20 protein-coding genes and 2 pseudogenes are annotated in these 21,532 nt (G+C 39.3%); 19 read left to right on the forward strand and 3 right to left on the reverse strand.

Annotated elements, in window-relative coordinates:
• Positions 1–10: 10 nt before the first annotated feature.
• From NON16_RS13265 to NON16_RS13285, 5 genes are read left to right on the forward strand one after another with little or no spacing between them, the layout of a single operon-like run.
• Entirely contained in the window at positions 11–715 is a 705-nt protein-coding gene (locus NON16_RS13265; RefSeq protein WP_257349656.1) for a phosphonate C-P lyase system protein PhnL, read from the forward strand.
• A 52-nt stretch (positions 716–767) separates the two neighbouring features.
• A complete protein-coding gene (gene phnD, locus NON16_RS13270; protein WP_257349657.1) occupies positions 768–1,796 on the forward strand; it encodes a phosphate/phosphite/phosphonate ABC transporter substrate-binding protein in 1,029 nt (342 codons plus the stop codon).
• A gap of 21 nt (positions 1,797–1,817) precedes the next feature.
• Positions 1,818–2,597 carry a phosphonate ABC transporter ATP-binding protein gene (phnC, locus tag NON16_RS13275; RefSeq protein WP_257349658.1) on the forward strand — a complete coding sequence of 260 codons (780 nt, stop codon included), beginning with the start codon at positions 1,818–1,820 and terminating at the stop codon, positions 2,595–2,597.
• Positions 2,598–3,383: a PhnE/PtxC family ABC transporter permease gene (locus NON16_RS13280; RefSeq protein WP_257349659.1), complete on the forward strand. Its 786-nt coding sequence runs from the start codon at positions 2,598–2,600 to the stop codon at positions 3,381–3,383.
• Positions 3,383–4,255 carry an ABC transporter permease subunit gene (locus NON16_RS13285; RefSeq protein ID WP_372508803.1) on the forward strand — a complete coding sequence of 291 codons (873 nt, stop codon included), beginning with the start codon at positions 3,383–3,385 and terminating at the stop codon, positions 4,253–4,255. The genes NON16_RS13280 and NON16_RS13285 overlap by 1 nt, the downstream gene beginning before the upstream one ends.
• A gap of 136 nt (positions 4,256–4,391) precedes the next feature.
• Here the strand turns inward: NON16_RS13285 and NON16_RS13290 are convergent, their stop codons facing one another.
• The gene (locus tag NON16_RS13290) at positions 4,392–5,165 is read right to left on the reverse strand and encodes a phytanoyl-CoA dioxygenase family protein (protein ID WP_257349661.1); all 774 of its coding nucleotides are present in this window, start codon (positions 5,163–5,165) and stop codon (positions 4,392–4,394) included.
• A gap of 157 nt (positions 5,166–5,322) precedes the next feature.
• Between NON16_RS13290 and NON16_RS13295 the strand changes: the two genes are divergently transcribed.
• The 9 genes and pseudogenes from NON16_RS13295 to NON16_RS13335 all read left to right on the forward strand — a co-directional run.
• Positions 5,323–6,183: an AraC family transcriptional regulator gene (locus NON16_RS13295; protein WP_257349663.1), complete on the forward strand. Its 861-nt coding sequence runs from the start codon at positions 5,323–5,325 to the stop codon at positions 6,181–6,183.
• 462 nt (positions 6,184–6,645) lie between these two features.
• The gene (locus tag NON16_RS13300) at positions 6,646–6,894 is read left to right on the forward strand and encodes a substrate-binding domain-containing protein (RefSeq protein WP_257349666.1); all 249 of its coding nucleotides are present in this window, start codon (positions 6,646–6,648) and stop codon (positions 6,892–6,894) included.
• 29 nt (positions 6,895–6,923) lie between these two features.
• Complete coding sequence (locus tag NON16_RS13305; protein WP_257349669.1) at positions 6,924–7,646, forward strand: ThuA domain-containing protein; 723 nt, start codon at positions 6,924–6,926, stop codon at positions 7,644–7,646.
• A 45-nt stretch (positions 7,647–7,691) separates the two neighbouring features.
• On the forward strand, positions 7,692–8,726 hold the full coding sequence (locus NON16_RS13310; RefSeq protein WP_257349672.1) for a Gfo/Idh/MocA family protein: 1,035 nt from the start codon (positions 7,692–7,694) through the stop codon (positions 8,724–8,726).
• 111 nt (positions 8,727–8,837) lie between these two features.
• The gene (locus NON16_RS13315) at positions 8,838–9,806 is read left to right on the forward strand and encodes a sugar phosphate isomerase/epimerase family protein (RefSeq protein WP_257349673.1); all 969 of its coding nucleotides are present in this window, start codon (positions 8,838–8,840) and stop codon (positions 9,804–9,806) included.
• Positions 9,807–10,772: 966 nt separating this feature from the next.
• Positions 10,773–11,318: pseudogene (locus tag NON16_RS13320) on the forward strand (RNA-guided endonuclease InsQ/TnpB family protein); the annotation flags it as partial.
• A gap of 11 nt (positions 11,319–11,329) precedes the next feature.
• The gene (locus NON16_RS13325; protein WP_257349674.1) at positions 11,330–11,635 is read left to right on the forward strand and encodes a hypothetical protein; all 306 of its coding nucleotides are present in this window, start codon (positions 11,330–11,332) and stop codon (positions 11,633–11,635) included.
• Between the two features lie 27 nt (positions 11,636–11,662).
• On the forward strand, positions 11,663–12,349 hold the full coding sequence (locus NON16_RS13330) for an RNA-guided endonuclease TnpB family protein (protein WP_372508805.1): 687 nt from the start codon (positions 11,663–11,665) through the stop codon (positions 12,347–12,349).
• Between the two features lie 155 nt (positions 12,350–12,504).
• Positions 12,505–12,846 (forward strand): annotated as a pseudogene (locus tag NON16_RS13335) (DUF817 family protein); the annotation flags it as partial.
• 40 nt (positions 12,847–12,886) lie between these two features.
• Here the strand turns inward: NON16_RS13335 and NON16_RS13340 are convergent.
• The gene (locus NON16_RS13340; RefSeq protein ID WP_257349676.1) at positions 12,887–13,951 is read right to left on the reverse strand and encodes a DmpA family aminopeptidase; all 1,065 of its coding nucleotides are present in this window, start codon (positions 13,949–13,951) and stop codon (positions 12,887–12,889) included.
• A 112-nt stretch (positions 13,952–14,063) separates the two neighbouring features.
• Here NON16_RS13340 and NON16_RS13345 point away from each other — a divergent pair, with 112 nt between their 5' ends.
• The 5 genes from NON16_RS13345 to NON16_RS13365 all read left to right on the forward strand — a co-directional run bounded on the left by NON16_RS13345 (position 14,064) and on the right by NON16_RS13365 (position 20,395).
• Positions 14,064–14,693 carry a LysE family translocator gene (locus NON16_RS13345; protein WP_257349745.1) on the forward strand — a complete coding sequence of 210 codons (630 nt, stop codon included), beginning with the start codon at positions 14,064–14,066 and terminating at the stop codon, positions 14,691–14,693.
• A 346-nt stretch (positions 14,694–15,039) separates the two neighbouring features.
• Complete coding sequence (locus NON16_RS13350; RefSeq protein WP_257349678.1) at positions 15,040–15,936, forward strand: TIGR01777 family oxidoreductase; 897 nt, start codon at positions 15,040–15,042, stop codon at positions 15,934–15,936.
• An 83-nt stretch (positions 15,937–16,019) separates the two neighbouring features.
• Positions 16,020–16,838: a type II pantothenate kinase gene (gene coaW / locus NON16_RS13355; RefSeq protein WP_257349680.1), complete on the forward strand. Its 819-nt coding sequence runs from the start codon at positions 16,020–16,022 to the stop codon at positions 16,836–16,838.
• Positions 16,839–17,806: 968 nt separating this feature from the next.
• Positions 17,807–19,150: a YfcC family protein gene (locus NON16_RS13360; RefSeq protein ID WP_257349746.1), complete on the forward strand. Its 1,344-nt coding sequence runs from the start codon at positions 17,807–17,809 to the stop codon at positions 19,148–19,150.
• A 69-nt stretch (positions 19,151–19,219) separates the two neighbouring features.
• The gene (locus NON16_RS13365; RefSeq protein ID WP_257349684.1) at positions 19,220–20,395 is read left to right on the forward strand and encodes a M20 metallopeptidase family protein; all 1,176 of its coding nucleotides are present in this window, start codon (positions 19,220–19,222) and stop codon (positions 20,393–20,395) included.
• 140 nt (positions 20,396–20,535) lie between these two features.
• Here NON16_RS13365 and NON16_RS13370 read toward each other — a convergent pair whose 3' ends face one another.
• On the reverse strand, positions 20,536–21,501 hold the full coding sequence (locus NON16_RS13370) for an NAD(P)H-dependent glycerol-3-phosphate dehydrogenase (protein WP_257349687.1): 966 nt from the start codon (positions 21,499–21,501) through the stop codon (positions 20,536–20,538).
• Between the last annotated feature and the right edge of the window lie 31 nt (positions 21,502–21,532).

A 21,532-nucleotide genomic window follows, 5' to 3' on the forward strand; every position in this document is an offset into this window, starting at 1 on the left:
GGGTGATCGAATGGAAAACATATTGAGCATAGAGGGGTTGTCTAAGTCTTTTACGTTACACAACCTTGGAAAACACATACACGCTATCCGCGATATTAATCTCTATCTAAGGGAAGGCGAATTTGTAGGGATAACTGGGAAAAGCGGTAGTGGAAAGTCTACGGTTTTAAAATGTATTTATCGTACTTACTGCTCGCAGGAGGGAAGTATTTGGTACAACTCTATCCGATTTGGAAAGATCAATTTATCCGAGGTATCCGAACGAGAAATGATCTCACTGAGAAAACATGAAATCGGCTACGTTTCACAGTTTCTAGATGTAATGCCCCGAACAACGGCAAGAGAGCTTGTTGCCCAGTCAATTATGGAAATGGGTACGGATGCTCAGACAGCGGATTTACAAACAGAGAATATTTTGCAGCATTTCGAGCTCGACCGAGAATTATGGGACAGCTACCCCACTACTTTTTCGGGAGGTGAAAAACTACGACTAAATATTGCACGTGCAATGGTGAAACGACCAAGACTATTACTTCTAGATGAACCGACAGCAAGTCTTGACCATGCCTCTAAGCTAAAAGTAAAAGAACTACTCGAACAGCTGATCAAGGGAGGGACAACGATGCTTGGGATTTTCCATGACCTTGAATTCATGCAGGATCTTTGTGATCGAGAGTATAGCATTGAGAATGGAAATTTCACGATAACTCATTAGTCACCCTTTCTTTTTGGAAAGACAACTCATTTACTATAGGAGGATTTTATAAATGAAAAAAGCATTGATCGTGTTGATGTCTCTCTTTTTAGTAGTTGTAATGGCAGCATGTTCATCTGGTAAAGCTTCAGAAAGTGAAGATAATACGCTAACTGTTGCATGGCTTCCAAATGAGTCGGGTGCAGATGTAAAAGCAGCACGTGAAGCAGTAGGTGCAATGATCGAGAAAGCGACAGGAAAGAAAGTTGAACACAAGACGACTACGGATTACATTATCGCAATCGAGTCAATCGCAAACGGTAGTGCAGATATTGCGTTTTTAGGCGCACAAGGCTATATCGAAGCACACAATAAAAATGAAAAGGTACTACCGCTCGTTGTTCCAAGTGGGGAGTCTGGGACAATAGAAGATGCGGTTTATCATAGCTGGATTGCTGTTAAGCAAGGAAACGAAGCCCAATACAAAGACGGCGATAAATTCTCTATTGAAAACATTGCTGGAAAATCATTTTCTTTCGTATCCACAAGCTCAACATCTGGATTTAAAGTACCATCAGCGGGAATCGTTTCTCATTTCAGTAAAGAAGATAAGTACAAAGATTTAAAGGCAGAAGATCTACTTAAAGGTGGTAAATTCTTTGATAAAGTTCTTTTCGGTAACTCTCATCAAGGGTCAGCAGTAAACTTGCTGTCTGGGAAGGCTGAAGTTGCGGCATTTTGTGATACGTGTGTAGCGAATTACGTGGAATTATCAGATGGAGAACATAATAAAGCAGGAGCAGTCTACAAAGTGAAAGAGGACGCGGCTCAACCATTCGATAAAGTGATTGGTGAAAAGTTCGTGCTTGTCTCTGACACACCAGTCTTAAATGCTCCATTCACAGTCAATACAGAAAACGTAAGTGACAAAGACCGCAAAGCGCTCGTGGAAGCTTTCACATCGGATGAAGTTGCAAACAATGAAGATATTTTCGTCCCAGAGGATTCAAAGAAACCAGCCTTATTCACGAGTACAGGTAAAGAACGTTTCGTAAAAGTAGAGGATTCTTGGTTCGATCCAATCAGAGAATTATCAAAATAATCATAAGTAAGGGTGTTTACCATGAAAACGCTACTTGAAGTGAAGAACGTATCTAAGCAATATGGTACCGATACTGTAGCGTTATCAGATGTGAATTTCTCTGTAAAAGAAGGAGAGTTTGTTTCTGTCATCGGTCCTTCAGGAGCAGGAAAATCTACTCTCCTTCGTTGCATCAATAGAATGATTGAAGCAAGCAATGGGGAGATCATCTTTGATAACGTAAACGTACAAGGATTAAGGAAGAAGGAATTAAGAAGATTACGAACCAAAATCGGGATGATTTTCCAACACTATAATCTAGTAATGAGAATGAGTGTAATTGAAAACGTCCTGCACGGTCTCCTTGGTTACAAATCGACATTCTCAGGTGTTCTCGGTTTATATAGTGAAGAAGAAAAGAAGAAGGCATTACAAGTTCTAACGATACTCGGATTACAAGAACAAGTGTACAAACGATGTGACCAATTAAGCGGTGGGCAAAAGCAGCGAGTCGGGATTGCGAGAGCGTTGATCCAAAATCCGAAGATGTTGTTATGTGATGAACCGATTGCTTCATTAGATCCGAATGCCTCTAAGATTATCATGGATTATTTGAAAAAGATCTCTTCGTCAATGGGCATCACGGTGCTCGTTAATTTGCACCAAGTCGATGTGGCATTAAAGTATTCGGATCGAATTATTGGAGTGAGCAAAGGGAAGATCGTTTACGATGGCTCACCGAAAAAAATTTCGGAAGAGGAAATCAATACGATCTATGGTTCTGAAGCTGGTGAACTAATGATTGAAGTAGGAGGAAAATAAATGAAGACGGATTTTTTTGCGAAAAAAAGACGCCAATCGTTACTCATCCTATTTGTGCTGGTTTTAGTTTGCTACGGCTCTATAATTCTAACCGATTACGATGTTGCCAAAGGGTTTACATCTTTTCCAATGGCGATTGATTGGGGACTGTCTAACTTTTATCCCACTGAGGCATCATTGGCTAAGCTTCCAGAAATACTCGCAGAACTACTACAAACGGTGCTAGTCTCGATCGCTGCAGCTACAGTTGCTGCAGTCTGTGCTATGTTATTTGCGATCTTTGGTTCAAGTATAACGAAGGTGAACAATTTTATGAGCACGATCAGTAGAGGAATTGCTACGTTATTTCGGAACATCGACGTTGCAGCATGGGCGATGATCTTACTCTTTTCATTCGGTCAGAGTGCATTAACAGGATATTTTGCACTGTTCTTTGTTTCGTTTGGATTTTTGACACGCGCCTTTATCGAAACGATTGATGAAGTGGGCAGTGGCTCGGTTGAAGCGTTAACAGCAACTGGTGCAAGCTACTTTACCGTCGTTTTCCAATCCGTGATACCTTCAAGTTTGCCACAAATGATCAGCTGGGTGCTGTTTATGGTTGAGACGAACATACGAAGTGCAACATTAGTCGGAATCTTAACAGGGACAGGGATCGGATTTCTGTTTGATTTGTATTATAAAAGCTTGAACTACAATGTGGCTAGTTTAATAGTGATTACGATTGTCGGGGCCATCTTACTCATCGAATATATTTCAAACTATGTTAGAAGGGTGATTCTATAGTGAATCTTGAAGAATCAACAAAAATCGTTACCACCAATACTCCGAAAAAGTTTCTGACAGCTGGTACGAACAGGATCAAATTAAGGCCCTTAACTAAGGCATCTATTGTTGTACGGGTTACGCTCATGTCCTTACTCCTGTTAACTCTTTACGGTTTTCTAACGTTTAATTATGCTGGCGTAGGCTTATTCGAGGGCATCTGGACAATGCTTGGAAATTTTAAAACGATGTTTGTAAATACACACTTTAAACATTTTACATTTGGAACCGCCCTTTATCAGGTTTTGATTACCTTGGGACTAGCACTCTTAACAACGTTATTCGGGGCAATCATTGCATTGTTCTTAGCCTTGTTTGCAGCGAAAAACTTAGGCAGTTCCTACGTGTCGAATGCGATAAAAGGGTTTGTGGCTTTTATTAGAGCGGTGCCAACTGTACTTTGGGTGTTGATCTTTGCAGTTTCTGCAGGACTCGGAAGTGTCGCGGCTATTGTGGGCATGACCTTTCATTCGGTCGGTTACTTAATAAAAGCTTACTCTGAATCGTTTGAAGAACTGGATGATGGCGTGATCGAAGCGTTAAGAGGAAGTGGTGCTAACTGGTGGCAGGTCGTTTTCCAAGCGGTCCTCCCATCCTCCATGACATACCTCATTTCTTGGACATTCTTACGATTCGAAATTAATTTCGGAGTAGCAATCGCGATGGGAGCAGCAGCCGGAGCGGGTGGAATCGGCTATGAAATGTTCATGGCAAGTGGTTTTTATCTCGACCTTAAAGAAGTTGGCGCAATCACCTACTTCATTTTAACCTTCGCAATCCTATTAGAAATATTCGCCACAAAAATCAAAGGAAGATTGAAAGTGAGAATGTAGTTCTTTGGAGTGGCAATGACATGTGTACAAATTCTTTATAGATCTAGTTAGTTCCTCTCTCTAGTCTTAATGTCATTGTTTCCATTAGTATGCAGGGCTTTGCAAAAGAATAAGACAAAGCCCTGCACAAAGAAATTTACACAATTTGATAAGATGGTGTCACCTTATCGAAGTGGGGGTTCTCTCCATTCACCATCAGTCCCATCCCCCAATCAAAATGTTCCTTGCTTGTAGGGAAATCTGAGGCTTCTCGATACTGAAAAAGTAAGTTTCTTCTATTGCGAGTACTTTGGTTTACGTTGGAACCGTGAATAGTCAAATAATTGAAAAACAACACATCACCTGCTTCAGCTGGACACGGTGTTCCTATTGAAATAGGGTAATCCTTTTGGTCCAAATAATGTCTCCCTACATGTGGAAGAGCACCCTCTTTGTGTGATTCAGGGACGACACGTAGACATCCATTTTCCTCATTACTATCGTCTAAATGGACGCTGGCTGCTAACATGGTATGGTTTTCGTGCGGAAAGTAAGGGTAATCTTGGTGCATCGGGAAAGCAGCACCGTTCTCTGGAGGCTTCACGAGCATTTTCGAATGATGAAGCTGCACATTTGGTCCAATTATTTGTTTCAATACAGCTCTCATGTTCGGATGGGACAAAGCATTTAGGAATACAGAATCATGATAATGAACATTATGAAATCCTTTTAATACAAGTTTCTTCAATTTTTCTTTAGGTAAATAATCACCATCCCAAGTAGCATTATGATCCATCTTTGCTTTTGCTGCACGTTGAATGATGTTTTCAATCCCAGTACGCATATCATCCACTTCTTGACTATTAAATACTCCTTTAACCAATAAATACCCTTGGTCTTTGTAAAAATCTACGTCTTTTGAATTAATCATTTTTTAAAACCTCCTCATAGGTTTATAAATTTGATATCATCTACTCTTTCATTATAATAAAGTTAACCTTGACCTGTATTTGAATAGCAACGCCATGTTTTTGTCAGATTACGCCATATCAAGATTTTGAAACTTAATGAAAGGTAGGGGAATATTGGTGTATTGTGTAAAAGAAAGCGTTGGACGATTAAATCAGCATACTGTTCTGGTTGGTCACGATGTATCCTTTCGAATCAACTACTGGGGAGTCGATTCAAATTTGACGTCTAACCCAGTCCATCGGCATTCTTCTTTTGAAATCTGTTATGTATTGAGTGGAGAAGGGACTTACTTAGATAATGGAAATATTTATTCTCTTTATCCAGGGACATTATTCTGCTCACGCCCTGGTATCACCCATCAAATTCAGAGCGAACAAGGGCTATTTTTATTTTTTGTTTGTTTTGAGGTTGATGAGGGGAAGTCCTCAAGAGAGTATGTGGAAAACTATCTTTCTATGGCTAAGCAAGAGTCAATCATTGTATATAATGGAGAAACTTCTTCTACCGTCTCATTATGGAAATCACTTCTTGTACCGCTACAAAAGCGATGGGCCGTAGCTTCCCACGAATTACCCAACATTGCACATGCCTTGCTTGTATCTTTTCTAAATATGTTCATGGATAACGAGGGAGAATTTAAAACGAACACGTCACCTCCTCATTTTATCTTGCAACAGGCAAAAACATTTATTCGAGATAATTTGGAAAAAAAATTATCGTTAGAAATGATTGCACAGTACCTTAATGTTTCAACACGTCACCTATCTCGTTTATTCTCCGATGGGATAAATGAAAGCTTTATTTCATTTATCCGAAAAGAGAGGGTTAAGCAAGCTACTTACCTATTAAAAACAACGCACCATTCAATCAAAGAGATTGCAGATATGACTGGATTTGGTAGTGTCCATTATTTCACAAGGGTTTTCCATAAAGAAACTGGACATCCACCAGGTCGTTTTCGGAAAGAGTATCATTAAGATGGTTTTTGATAGAGTTTAACTTTCCTCGAAGCCTCTCACATGTGATCAAAGATGTTGTTTATTTTATGAGTAAAGAAAGTATAAAAGTTTGCGGCATGGATGTAATGTCCAGCTTCAACGCCCAGGTACTCGAGGTCGCTTCGATTCTTCCACAAACACAAAAAGCGTGTTGGCTGCAGAATCTCCAGCGCTTGTCGTACCTGAACAGGGCGTTTATGCTTTTCTTAAATCTGTCGTATTTCTCCTTTGTAGCACGTTTCATAATAAGAAAATGGTTATGAAGTACTATTGATGCAATATTCAAACTGTTGAAATAGTAAATTTAAAATGTTAAATTTGAAAAAACATTATGCAACCGTTTTCATTAATGATCAAAAAATACATAACAATTGGAGGATTGATTAGAAGGAAAGGAAGATTGTATACGCAAAGGTTAATAAATTCATTACGTTATCAGCTTTGAGCAAGGAAAATATTCATGTTCCAAATGAAGTCAGTATCGTTAGTTTCAACAATTCTCTGATGTCTCGATTTTCAACACCCCCATTAACATCCATTGATACACAAACCTATCAACTAGGATTTGAAGCAACGAAATGCTTAATGGAGTTGATTAATGAACCAAACCAATTTAAGCGAAGTGTGGTTATTCCGACCATTATTGTAGAACGAGAATCCTATACGCGGCGAGAGCAAAAAGTAGAGTAAAATTTTGAATACAAAAAGGTGATATCTACATGAAGGTATTAGTATGGAATGAAAATCGTCATGAACAAACAAATAAAGTTGTAGCAGATATTTATCCTGAGGGTATTCATGGGGCAATTGCATCCTTCTTGCAAGATGATGAAGTAACGGTGAAAACAACTACCTTAGACGAAAAAGAACATGGTCTGAAACAAGAGCTGTTAGATGAAACGGATGTTCTTGTATGGTGGGGACATCAAGCGCATGATGAGGTTGATGATGTGATTGTTGACCGCGTGAAAAAGCGTGTATTGGATGGTATGGGGTTAGTAATCTTACATTCTGCCCACTTTTCAAAAATCTTTAAGAGTTTAATGGGAACAACCTGTGATCTCAAATGGCGTGAAGCAAGCGAGAAAGAGCGTCTTTGGGTCGTTGATCCGAGTCACCCTATTGTTGATGGAGTTGGGGAGTATATTGAATTGGAAAAAGAAGAAATGTACGGGGAACACTTTGATGTTCCGACTCCAGACGAGTTGATTTTCATAAGTTGGTTTGAAGGTGGCGAAGTGTTTCGGAGTGGTTTGACATACCGTCGTGGGAAAGGGAAGATTTTCTACTTTCGTCCAGGTCATGAAACGTACCCGACTTACTATAACCCAGAAGTACAAAAGGTTATTAAAAACGGGGTAAGATGGGCGAAAGTGACGGATAATCAAACTCCGACATACGGAAATGCAAAAGCATTAGAAACGATTTCTGAAAAACAGTAAAGATAGTGAGACAATAATTGTATGTTCAAAAAGGAGAATTAAATGATGTCAAAACTACGAGTAGGCGTTATTGGCTGTGGCAGTATTGCGAAACACAGACATTTAATAGAATACAATGATCATCCAGACGTAGAGATTGTTGCGGTATGCGATATCGTTGAAGAAAGAGTACAAGAAGTAGCAGGAATCTATGGCACAAAGTCATATACAAGCTATGAAGAACTATTGGCAACAGAAAACATTGATGCGGTCAGCGTTTGCCTACCAAACTACTTACATGCACCGGTCTCGATCAGTGCGTTGAATGCAGGATGTCATGTATTATGTGAAAAGCCAATGGCAACCTCAATAGAAGAAGCGGAAGCAATGATCGAAGCTGCCGAAACGAATACTAGGAAGCTAATGATTGGACATAATCAACGTTTTGTCCCTTCACATAAGAAAGCAAAAGCTCTAATCCAAAGCGGAGAAATCGGGAAAATCTATAGTTTTCGAACAACGTTTGGCCATGGCGGACCAGAAGCGTGGAGTGCTGATGGTGAGAAAAGTTGGTTTTTCAAAAAAGAAGAAGCCTTTATTGGCGCCATGGGTGATTTAGGCGTACATAAAGCAGATCTATTGCGCTACTTATTAGGTGAGGAATTTGTTGAGATTGCAAGTTTTGTAGAAACAAGTGCAAAGGAAAAGAGCACCGTTGATGATAATTCGGTATCTATTTTGAAAACCGAAAGTGGTGTAATAGGGACGTTAGCTGCGAGTTGGGCATATACCGCGGCGGAGGATAATTCAACAATCCTTTTCGCAGAGCATGCGATCTTACGCTTAGAGGATGACCCAGTCCATTCGCTCGTGGTGCAATACAAGAACGGGGAAGTTGTGAAATACGAGCTTGGAAAAATTCAATCGAATGATGAAGGAAACCAGACGAGCAGTCATGTTATTGAGCATTTTGTGGAATCGATTAAGAGTGACAAGGAGCCATTAATTAACGGATATGAAGGCATGAAATCGTTAGAAGTTATCTTAGCTGCGTTGAGATCTCAAGAAACGAAAACAATCACCCAGATTGGACAATCTTAAAGGCGAAGCTTAGGGCATAATCGGTGATAGGGATATTGTCGATTATAAGAGCAGTGAAACAGAGTAAGTATACGATTCTAGCATTAGAGGAATTAATAGGAGGCTATAACTATGAAACTTGGTGTATTTACCGTTTTGTTTTCCGATAAATCATTGGAAGACATGCTGGATCATGTGAAGAAGTCAGGGTTACAGGCAGTAGAAATCGGTACAGGCGGATATCCTGGCAATGCACATTGTAACGTCGATGAGCTGTTAGCAAACGAGAATAAACGAAAGGAATTTCTCGAAAAAGTATATTCTCGTGGGTTAACGATTAGCGCATTCAGTTGCCATGGAAATCCAATTTCTCCGGATAAACAGATGGCAAAAGAGACGGATGACACTTTTATGAAAACCGTCCAGTTAGCAGAATTGTTAAAAGTGCCAGTAGTGAATACGTTTTCTGGGACACCTGGAGATAGTGAGGATGCCAAATACCCAAACTGGCCTGTCACTCCTTGGCCAAATGAATATTCAGATGTGTTGAAGTGGCAATGGGAAGAAAAGTTGATTCCTTACTGGAAAGAACGCGGACAGTTCGCTCAAGACCATGGTGTGAAAATCGGGTTGGAACTCCACGCTGGGTTTCTTGTCCATACCCCCTATACCATGCTTAAATTAAGAGAAGCAACCAATGATGCAGTTGGTGCGAATCTGGACCCGAGTCATTTGTGGTGGCAAGGGATTGATGCCGTTGCAGCAATCAAAATTCTTGGGAAAGAGAATGCGATTCACCATTTTCATGCGAAAGACATCTATATCGATCAAGACAACGTCAATATGTACGGTCTAACTGATATGCAACCCTATTCCAACGTACAGACGCGTGCATGGAGCTTCCGTTCAGTGGGTTACGGACACAGCAATTATGAGTGGGCAAGTATTGTCAGTGCATTAAGGACATACGGTTACGATCATGTGATCAGTATTGAACACGAAGATCCGATCATGTCGGTTGACGAAGGCTTCAACCGTGCAGTGAAAAATTTAAAAGAAGTTAATATCGAAGAAGCGCCTGCAGATATGTGGTGGGCATAAACAACATGGAAGAATCGGGTGACTCAAAAGGTACCTGCTTTACCTGTGTTGGGTTAGCATCTTAAAATTTAGTCGTAATGTTTCAAGTTTATGAGCAAAATCCGGATTATATCGGCTACAAACAAAAGGTTAATATCTGTAAATTCAGGAATTCAGCCGTACTAAGGAGGGCTTAATCTGCACAAAGACTTGGAATTTTCCAAGATTTCTTTACGTTGATTGATTTAGGGGGCAAGTCATGCGAGAGACTTCAAGCTTCATTGGGGGCATATACGCGATAAGTGAATGGGTTACAACGTTTTCAATTTAAGTGTCCATTACCATATGCACATTCCTACATTGCTGAAAAATACTTTTTTTGTGACTGCAGGAAACCCATTATTGTTTATTACCATCTTGATAACCAACTTCTTTTTGTTGTATTTAAGCACTGTAGAGTTTTGGTTCTTGCTCCCATTTTTCACTGGATCATTAATTGCATTTTTCTCCTTTTCAGCTTTCTATCGATTCATTCTTAAAGTTGAAGGGAAGAATAGTAGCAGGTGATAGGTCGAAATATTCATTTGAAGGTCTTTCCAGCAACCGGAAAGGCTTTTTCACTTTTTTTCATAGATGAAAGGTCTAGCTCAGTACCGAGCACTTCGGATCACTTCAATCCCATACAGCGGCAGGCAGACTCCTCATTAGCCTTCGAGGCTACTCGGGAGGCTTTTGCTTTTCTTTAGGAATTGACATTTAAAATTAATCAGTTTATCTCAACTTTTTCACTCATCATTTTCTATCAATAAAGTCGAGAGTACCCCATCCTCAAGGAATGAAAAGACAATGCCCAATGAGTAGGGTGGGGGTGAATCGACTTCGACCAGAGTTCGTGTATACCATCCTTACATCCGACTTCCACTGTTCTCGATTCTGTGATACAATTGAGGGGGACAAATGTTCTTATCCGAAAAGGAGGTGAATCATATGGCAATACAATGTCCCACAGTGGCATACACCACGCAACAAATCTGGATCAAGCCAAGGCATCGGTTGTATCGCTACTTTCAAGCGTCCTGCCAAAACGCCAAGAACATGCATAATGTGGTACATTTTTTTATCCGCCAAGTGTATACCGGCCTAACAAGTGAAAAAGCGTTGCATCCACTCCAAACAGAAGTACTGGAAACCATTCATCGAAATTTGAACAAGATGAATAACCAACAACGGAAGGCCTATCAGGGAAGACTTGCAAAAGAAAAGACAAAACCTGTTGATCAGCAGAAAAAGGTAACCTGTCATCTGTTTCAAGCTCCTACTAGGGAACGCCCCTATGTCCATTATAACTTCTTAAATAGCCTATTTCTTATCATTAAACAGCCGGATTATCTTGCTTTGCCCACTCAAAGCAGCCAATGGGTCATGAAAACGGTGTTTCAAAACTGGAAAAGTTTTTATGCCAGTTTGAAAGACTACAAACTTCATCCTGAAAAGTACAAGGCGAGACCACGCATTCCCAACTACTGTCGTTCTTNCAATGGGTCATGAAAACGGTGTTTCAAAACTGGAAAAGTTTTTATGCCAGTTTGAAAGACTACAAACTTCATCCTGAAAAGTACAAGGCGAGACCACGCATTCCCAACTACTGTCGTTCTTTAGAAAAAGAAGTCCTTTTTACCAACCAAGATTGTGTCATTAAAGCGTCCAAATACTTAAAGTTCCCGAAAACCAAAGACCGATTGAATATCGGAAAGCTGGGTGTATCTGGAAAACGGATGCAGGTTCGGGTGATCCCGAAATATGGTCGGTATGTTGTGGAACTCGTGTTCAGAAGAGAAGAAGTGAACTAGTCCAAGCCATCCCCAACTGGTAACATCATGGCCCTTGACCTGGGGATCACCAATCTCGTTTCCGGGGTGACTAATACAGGTGCAACCCCATTCCTCATAAAGGGGAATCGGATCAAATCGATCAACCACTATTACAATAAGCGAGTAGCTCATTACAGAGCCATTCTTCGCCATGGAAAAGCCCCGAAAGAAGGAGCCCATACCTCAAGACGATTGGAACGCTTACACCAAATCCGATACCGAAAACTCAAAGATTTGTTTCATAAAGCGAGCCATACGATTGTGAATCTTGCCTTAAACGAAAAGGTAGACACCATCATCATTGGCCAAAATAAAGATTGGAAACAGGAAGTAAACATGGGAAAACGTCAAAATCAAGCCTTTGTCAGTATTCCCCATTCCTTGCTCATCACCCTGATCACCTACACAGCTCAACAGTATGGGGTTAACGTCATCACAACGGAAGAGTCGTACACGTCGAAAGCCAGTTTTTTAGATGATGATCCTATTCCTGTTTGGGATGAAGGGAAGCCTCCACCTGTATTTTCAGGAAGACGGGTGAAGCGGGGGTTGTATCGAGCATCTACGGGTGTACACGTGAATGCAGACCTCAACGGAGCAGCCAATATTTTAAAAAAGGCGATTCTCCAGTTTTTCAGAGAGCGAGCCGCTTCCCTCCGGTTGGTGAATGTGTGGCAACCCACTGTCTTCTAAAAAAGAAGTGCCAAAGGCAAGACCAATGGCATAGAGGGGCTGGGCGTAACAAGGTCGCCAATGTGTCAGCTCCACTAACGTTAAGAGTCCCTTTAGGTCGATACGTTAGAAACCCCCATTTCAAGGAAGCCCTATGGTAGAGTAAGTGGCGGGAGTATTCATATGATATTAGATGGATTGTAACGGCTGTTTTGTTCATCAATTTCTTTAAGACCTCCATAGAATTCCATGTAAATGGAGCAAAATGCCAAAATATCGAATCCGTTTGTGCTATCTTTCTTATTAATTGGATTTTTCATCTGGATCGCCGAAAACATCTCTACTTTCCTTGGAGCTTGGCAATACCCGAACCAGAGTAGTAGTTGGGAATTAGTACACCTTGGGAAAATCAGCTCATGGTTTCTTCTCTTATTGTCAGCTTCATCATCGTAGCCCAGTTAAAACATGTGAAAGAGCATTTAGGTAAAAAAGAACACCATAAATCGAGTGTAAGCTAGATTAGATGCGAGTGGGATGAAACGTGATGAATTGCTACCCCTATACTAACTGAATGTCGTGTTTATCCAATAGATCCTTTAATGCAGGTCTTTCATTTTCGTCTCGTCCAACAACGTGAGTAGCTGTTATTAATGCATTCAAGACAGCCTCTTCGGTAGCTTCACCAGCAGCTCTAAATGCCAAATCGATATCCTCTTCATGAATCGTCGGAATCGATAAACATTGGGAAGGATTTTCATGAGGTATTTTGATTGCTGTTGAAAAACCGATAGCGATTTCCCCGCTTCCAGTTGTAATGATGGAGCCTGTCCGTGATAAGCCCGTTACGGTCCGTTTTATGATCCGGTTGAGCTGCCTCTCTGAAAGGGGAAGGTCTGTTCCAACGATCATCATAATCGATCCCTTATCTTTTTCCTCGCAAGACTGTAGGAGAGCTTCTTTCAGCTCTTTACCAACAGCCTTCCCATTTACACTCAGGTCGCTCAAGATACCGAAGTTAGCTAGCACTAATACGCCCATCGTATATGTTCCATGTTCCATCTTCATCATTCGAGAAGCGGTACCGATTCCACCCTTCAACGAGTAACAGAGCATTCCAGTACCAGCTCCGACCGTACCCTCCAAAAATTCAGATGCTGCATTTTCGATTGCTTTGAAAACATTCTCTTTCGTTATGAATCTAGCACGAACATCATTAAGAAACATATCGTTGCATTCGCCGATAATCGGGTTCACGGTACCGGTCGTCCGTCCAATTTGAGGGTTTTGCTCTAACATGTATTCGATCAATGCATCCGCAGCTGTTCCGATACTTAATGTATTGGTTAGGATCATTGGCGTTTCGAGTGTCCCTAACTCATTCAGTTGAACAAGCCCCATCGTTTTCCCAAAACCATTGATGACGTGGCTGGATGCAATTAGTTTTTCTTTAAAAAGATTCCCTTGATGCGGCAGGATAGCGGTTACACCCGTTTGTCTCTCCTTGTCACTAAGCGTTACGTGCCCAACGGTAACGCCTTCTACATCTGTGATAGAGTTATACTCTCCCCGTTCCAAACGTCCTATATGTACCCCGTAATCTCGTATTCGTTTTTGATTGAACATAGAAAACCACCTCTTTTTCATTCCTTTTATAAAAATCTAACATTCTTTTTAGCTAGAAATCTACTGTCCATGTTATAATACGATCACTAATTACAGAAATGAGGGGGCGTGAATAATGACTGATCTGCTATCATTTATTGTACTATCTTTTTTACTTGTCATCTTGCCGGGTCCTGATTATGTGATCCTGACGAATAATACGTTAAAGAATGGAATGGCTTCAGGGTTGAAGACGGTCTTAGGAACCTGCTCTGCTCTAGCTATACACACCTTTATTGCGATCATTGGGTTGTCAGCGATCATTGTAAATTCTGCTTATTTATTCACGGTTTTTAAATATATAGGTGCAGCTTATTTGATTTATTTAGGAGCGATGTCTTTGCTTTCACTTCGTAATAATAAAGGATCAATGACAAAAACTTCGACTAAGAGGGAGACGAAAGCATCAAGCTTTAGGCTAGGATTTTTCACAAATTTATTTAACCCGAAAGTAGCAGTGTTTTTCCTAACATTTCTACCCCAGTTTGTAGACAATAGCCAAAATACGTTCATTCCGTTTACGATTTTAGGAATGATCTACATCCTGCTTACATTTCTATATTTTTTGGTATATATCCTTTTTATTAATAAGATTAATCAATTCATGCAAAAAGAATCTACTCAAAAAGCAATACAAGGTATTTCAGGTGTAGTTCTAATGGCTTTTGGAATCAAGTTAGCTCTGGAAAAAGCACATCACTAAATTGTAATTTAGCGACATAATGAACGATGTGGTCCTATAAGACCATGTCGTTTTTTTATGTTAAGAAAGTATAAAATTTTACTGCATAGATGTAATGTCCAGCTCCAACGCCCAGGTACGCAGATCGTCGCTTCGATTCTTCCACAAACATAAAAAGCGTGTTGTGCTGCAGAATCATACCTGAACAGGGCGTTTACGCTTTTCTTTTGTTTCAATCATTGGAAAAATTCGATATAATTAATGTGAAATATTTCACATGTGAAGCGCGTATTATATCATATAGCTTTATTGCAGCATGATGTTATCATATGGGGATTTCTACCAATAAATGAAATGAGATGATTACATGAAAAAGAAAGTAGTTATAGCTGGTGGAACAGGTTTTATCGGTAAATACTTAAAGAAAAAGTTTGATGATTTAGGATATCAAGTAAAAATAATTTCAAGACAGCCCTCTCACACTACGTGGAATGACATCGCAGGAATTGTAGACGCGATGGAAGATTCCGAAATCTTAATCAATCTTGCAGGGAAGTCAGTAGATTGTCGATACAATGCTAAAAATAAGGAAGTCATCCTAAAGTCAAGGACAGAGACAACCAGAATACTAGGAAACGCACTCGAAGAATGTAAGAATCCGCCCCCATTATGGATCAATTCTAGTACCGCTACGATTTATAGACATGCTGAAGATCGACCAATGACAGAGGAAAGTGGTGAAATTGGAACGGGATTCTCGGTCAACGTAGCAAAAAAATGGGAGGAATCATTTTTTGCATTCCAATTACCTAAGACAAGGCAAGTCGCGTTAAGAATTGCGATTGTATTAGGCGAAAATGGCGGGGTGATAGAACCCTTCAAAAACTTAGTTAAATTTGGACTAGGTGGTGTTCAAGGACCTGGAAATCAAAAGTTTAGTTGGATTCATATAGAGGATCTGTTTAATATCATTCTTTTTCTTAAAGAGAAGGACGAGTTGAGTGGAGTATTCAACTGTTCATCCCCTGACCCTGTAACAAATCGAGAGCTAATGGATCAAATGCGTCAAGTAATGGATAGGAAATTCGGATTGTCATCCCCTAAATGGATGCTTGAACTTGGGACATTCTTAATTCGAACAGAAACTGAATTGATTTTGAAAAGTCGCTGGGTTATTCCTGAGAGGTTAGTAAGCGAAGGATATACATTTAAATTTAATAAGCTTGAAAAGGCACTCCATCAAATAATGAAGAATCGAAATTAATATCGAAGTCAACCCAGTTTCGAAGTGACTATAGAACTTTGTTATAATAGGATCGATGATTACTATAATGGCGAGGTTAAAAAATGAATAAAACAAGAATTGGCATTGATGCTGGAGGTACACTTGTTAAAGTTGCTTATCAAGAAGAAGATCAAATCAAATATCAGACATTTCCTTCCCGAAAAATGGACGAGGTTGTTTCCTGGATTTACGATAGCTTTGCTAATCATAAAATATGTGTAACTGGCGGGAAAAATCAAGTACTTGCGAACAAGCTGAATTTTCCAGTTGAAACCATGGTCGAATTTGATGCAACAAGTCGGGGTGTAGGGTTCCTTGCTAGGCAATATACACTCTCTTTGGGTAACGATTTTATCCTAGCAAACGTTGGAACGGGAACGTCTATTCATTATGTGATGGATGGAGAACAGCAGCGAATCGGCGGAACAGGTGTTGGTGGTGGAACCTTATTAGGCTTATCCTATTTGTTAACTGGCAAAATAGATTTTAATGAGATTGTTCAAGGTTCGAATGATGGTAACAGAGAAAATGTAGACTTAAAAGTGAAAGAGATTTTTGAAGGAGTGGCTCCTCCGATTTCCGGTGATCTTACAGCAAGTAATTTCGGAAAAATAGGCAGCTTGATACAAGAAAAACCTTCAACATCTGACATGCTCGCGTCAATAATTGGTCTTATTGGAGAAACTGTTGTCACAATCTGTTGTCAGGCGGCACATCGCTATCATACAAATTCCATCGTTTATATCGGTTCAACGTTCCGTTCTAATCCATTATTAAAAAATATCATAGAGGAATACACGATATTGAGAGAAAAAAGGCCATTCTTTTTGGAGGATGGTGAGTTTAGTGGTGCTATAGGTGCGTTGTTAACACTTAATTAAACTTATAAAAGAAAAAACACCCCTCGTTGGTGTTTTTTCTTTATGTCGTAAAGTATAAAGTTTTGATACAAAGATGTAATGTCAGCTTTAGCGCTTGCACCACAGGCATAAGTACAACTTAGGCAACCGCCTTCGCAAAGCTTGGCGTTTACCTAGTTTTCTTTATCGGTCCTGAGGAGGGCACTTGCGCTTTTCTTCCAAGCTAAATAGTCATAAAATTCATATGATTAAAAATATATTGACACTTCTTGATAAATTATATTATAGTCTTAATATAAAATTCCTTATTGCGGTAATTAATTCCGTTATGTGGAAAATAGGAACCGATAATTTCTTGAGGGATCAATTAGAAGGACCATATTACAAAGCTAGATTAAGACTATTGATCTTTTAAATGTCGTAATTCCAGCCATGGCTACAGTTGAAACTTACATCCTAGGGTTTTAATATTTTTTAAACGGAAAGGGGGTTAGATGTACGTGAATAGGGGATTTTCTTAATCCGCTTACATAGTCAATAAGCTAAAGCAGAATATGGGTTCAAGGTATTACGGTAGTTCTGTTCATTGTTTTTACACGTTAAGAAAGTATAAAAATACTTTCTATAGTATAAGCGCAACTAAAGTTCAGCCGGCGCCAAAGGCTTGGCTTTACCAAGTTTTCTTTACACGTTAAGAAAGTATAAAAATACTTTCTATAGTATAAGCGCAACTAAGGTTCAGCCGGCGCCAAAGGCTTGGCTTTACCAAGTTTTCTTTACACGTTAAGAAAGTATAAAAATACTTTCTATAGTATAAGCGCAACTAAGGCTCAGCCGGCGCCAAAGGCTTGGCTTTGCCAAGTTTTCTTTATTTTTTTACCGCAAAACAAATGGAGGTGTTTTGATTGAATACGTTACCTGAACAGCAAACGGAGTTACCAGAACAGCAACCTAAGTTACTGGAAAAAGGTATTAATCCGTTTGTACTCATGTTTATTGTGATTGTAATTGCAACTGTTTTAACCTATATTTTACCCGCAGGAGAATATGAAAGAGTCGAAAAGGAGGGGCGAACTGTCGTCGATCCTACTACTTTTGAATTTGTAGAATCATCGCCAGTAGGGCTACTAGAAATGTTTAATAGTATTCACTTGGGAATGATCGAGGGTGCACCGATAATATTGTTCGTTTTTATGTTTGGCGGTGCCCTTGGTATTATGCAGGCAACAGGAGCACTAGATTCTTTTATAAAATTTGTATCTATAAGATTTGGTAGAAAAGAAAAGTTGTTTATTCCTCTGATGGTATTCATTTTTGCATCATTAGGAACACTTATTGGATCTGCCGAAGATTCATTGGTCTATATCGTAATCATTGTTCCAATGACTATAGCATTGGGTTTTGATGCCCTTACTGGTTTTGCAATTGTCATGCTTGGAACATTGGCTACTGGATTTGCTACTGGTATTACGAATCCTTTTAATGTTGGGGTTGCCCAAAGTATTGCAGAGCTTCCTATCTATTCAGGGATGGGATTACGTATCGCTATTTTTGCTGTATATTTCATTGTAACAGTACTCTATATTTACTTCCATGCAATGAAGGTTAAGAAAAACCCTGAATTGGGCGAATATGGCAAGTATGGCCGTCAAACAAAAACGACACCTGACAAAAACTTTAAGATAAGTATAAGGCACCGTATTGCTTTATTTGTTTTACTATTAAGTTTCATAGTATTGATATATGGAGTCATCAAATTTGGTTGGTATATAAGTGAAATTGGAGGCTTGTTTTTATTTAGTGGGATCATCATGGGCATAATTGGAGGATTGTCAGCAAACAAGATCGCCAATGGTTTTATTTCAGGGGCTCGTGATATGGTTCAAGGTGCATTAATCATAGGTGTTGCATATGCAATTGTAGTCATTGTTACAAATGGAGGTTTACTAGATACCATTTTATATTATAGTGCTAGCTTAGTGGAGCAGTTTCCTCCTGCAATAAATGCAATCGGAATGTTCATTATACAATTATTCCTTAACTTTATAGTACCTTCAGGCAGTGGACAAGCCGGATTAACGTTGCCCATTATGACTCCATTAGCAGATTTGATAGGTGTCACAAGGCAAACTGCAGTGTTAGCCTTCCAACTAGGAGATGGAATATCTAATATGGTATTCCCTACTTCCGGTGTACTGTTGGCAGGATTAGCTTTAGCAGGTATCTCGTATACAAAATGGATAAAATGGGTTCTTCCCTTTTTGTTGATTCAGGTTACTGTTGCGGTTATCTTTTTAATCATTGCTCAAAGCATTCAATATGGCCCTTTTTAGAAAACAGGAAGAACTGGACTGTGAATCCGCATTAAAAACTACCGAATAATAAACAAGGAGGCTTTTATAATGAAGGCAGTACAAGATTTGGTAAAAGATGAGGTCGTTACATGGAGGCGTCATCTTCACGAAAATCCTGAACTCTCCTATCAGGAATATGAAACGTCTGAATACATTTATAATCTATTGAAAACCTTTTCAGGATTAGAAGTTACAAGACCAACAGAAACAAGTGTTTTGGCGGTGCTCAAAGGATCAAAAAACTCTACAAACAAACAATATACGATCGCTTTTCGTGCAGATATCGATGCACTTCCAATTGAAGAAAAAGCTGATGTTGAATTTAAATCAAAAAATCCAGGTGTTATGCATGCATGTGGTCATGATGCACACGCTGCAATGTTATTAGGTGCTGCAAAGACTCTTTCTCAAAAACAAGAAGACATTAGCGGAGAAATTCGATTTATCTTTCAACATGCTGAAGAGGTGACACCAGGAGGAGCTCAGGAATTAGTTAAAAAAGGGGTTATTGATGGGGTGGATTATGCGTTTGCACTTCATGTTACTCCATATGAACAAGCAGGGACAATGTGTATTAAGGAAGGAGTGTTATGCGCTGCTGCTGATGATTTTGAAATTAAAATAATTGGTCAAGGTGGTCACGCTTCAACTCCTGAATTAGCGATTGATCCGCTTATTATTGGTGCAGAAATCGCCACTAATATTCAACAAATCGTTTCAAGAAAAATATCAGCTCTTCATGCACCGGTTGTTTCGGTTACTAAATTTAATAGCGGAAATGCACTGAACGTTATTCCTGAGCATGCAGATCTTGGTGGAACAATCCGTTCCTTGGACCCAGATAGCCGTGTTAAATCTAGAGAGTACCTGCAACAGATTGTAAAAGGTATTACTGAAGCGCATGGGGCAAATTATGAGATAAAATGGGACCTTGGTTATCCAGCTGTAGTCAATCATATAGATGCAGTAAACCTATCAAGAACGGTCGTAGAAGAAGTTTGTGGAAAAGACAATTTGATTGACGTCAAGGACCCGCTATTTGGAACAGAAGACTTTTCCTCTTTTTCTGAAGTAGTCCCTGCTTCCATGCAGTTTATTGGGGTTCATAACGATGATTTCGGAAAGGCTTTCCCTTTACATCATCCTAAATTTAAAATCGACGAAAAAGCATTACAGTACGGGGTAGATTACTTTGTGAGGATTGCGGAAAAAATATGTGTTTGAAATGAATGTGAAAGGAGCTAGCCTTAGAATCCAGGCTAGCTCCTTTACATTAATAAACGAATATTCTAGCGGATTGTTTGTAACAGGAGCGTTCTTTACTTTATGAACGCTGTTTTATTGTCTATCTGATGTTACTCTTATTAAAACTCAAATTTTACAGGTCTTAAAAATAAATCTTCCAATGTTTCTTTTGCATTTTTATTCTCAAATATTATCTTGTATATAGCATTACAAATTGGAAGTTCAACGTCGTACTGTATGGATAATTCTCTTAACGCCTTAACTGTTGAAACACCTTCTGCTAATTTTCCAAACCTTTCTCCCTCAACAATTGCTTGTCCGAATTTTCTATTATGACTATGTAACGAGAACAATGTTGCTTCATAATCTCCTAGATGACTTAATCCATATATGGTGATATCGTTTCCTCCCATTGCTCTGACTAGACGAGAAATTTCCCTTGTCCCTCGTGCCATCAGTGAACCTTTCAAACTGCTATAATTCAATCCATCCAACATTCCTGCTGCTAGACCCATAACATTTTTTGTAGCAGCTCCAAGTTCATTTCCAATTAGGTCCTGCCCATAATAAAACCTGATCAAATCACTATTGAACTCTTGAACAATTTTTTTCGTTGTTTCAATATCTTCAGAACCTATGACCATACAATTTGGTATATCATTTACAAAATCTTGTACATGTCCTGGACCTACCCATACTGCTAGATTTATATTTTTTCCGACCTCTTCACCAAATACTTGAGAAAGTCTTTTTCCACTAGTAGCTTCTAATCCTTTCATGCATAAAATGAATGTTTTACCTTTTATTTCATTTAATGAGCTTAATTGAGTTGCAAATGAACGTAATTGTTGAGCACTTATGGAAATGATTATAATTTCAGCAAATGATACTGCTTTTTCTAATGAATTACTTAATTCTATATCTTCTGGTATTGAAAGATAATCATTTTTTCTCGTTTCTTTTAATCCTATGTAATTTCTAGAGGTTTCTCTCCCCCATAACATCACATCATGTCCGACTTTATTAACATACCAAGCTATAAACGTTCCCCAACGTCCACATCCTAAAACTGAAACCTTCATCATTTCACCTTCATCTTTTGTTTTATAAATCGCT

This window comes from Pseudalkalibacillus decolorationis, assembly GCF_024609785.1.
GTDB classification, from domain to species: Bacteria; Bacillota; Bacilli; order Bacillales; family Fictibacillaceae; genus Pseudalkalibacillus; species Pseudalkalibacillus decolorationis.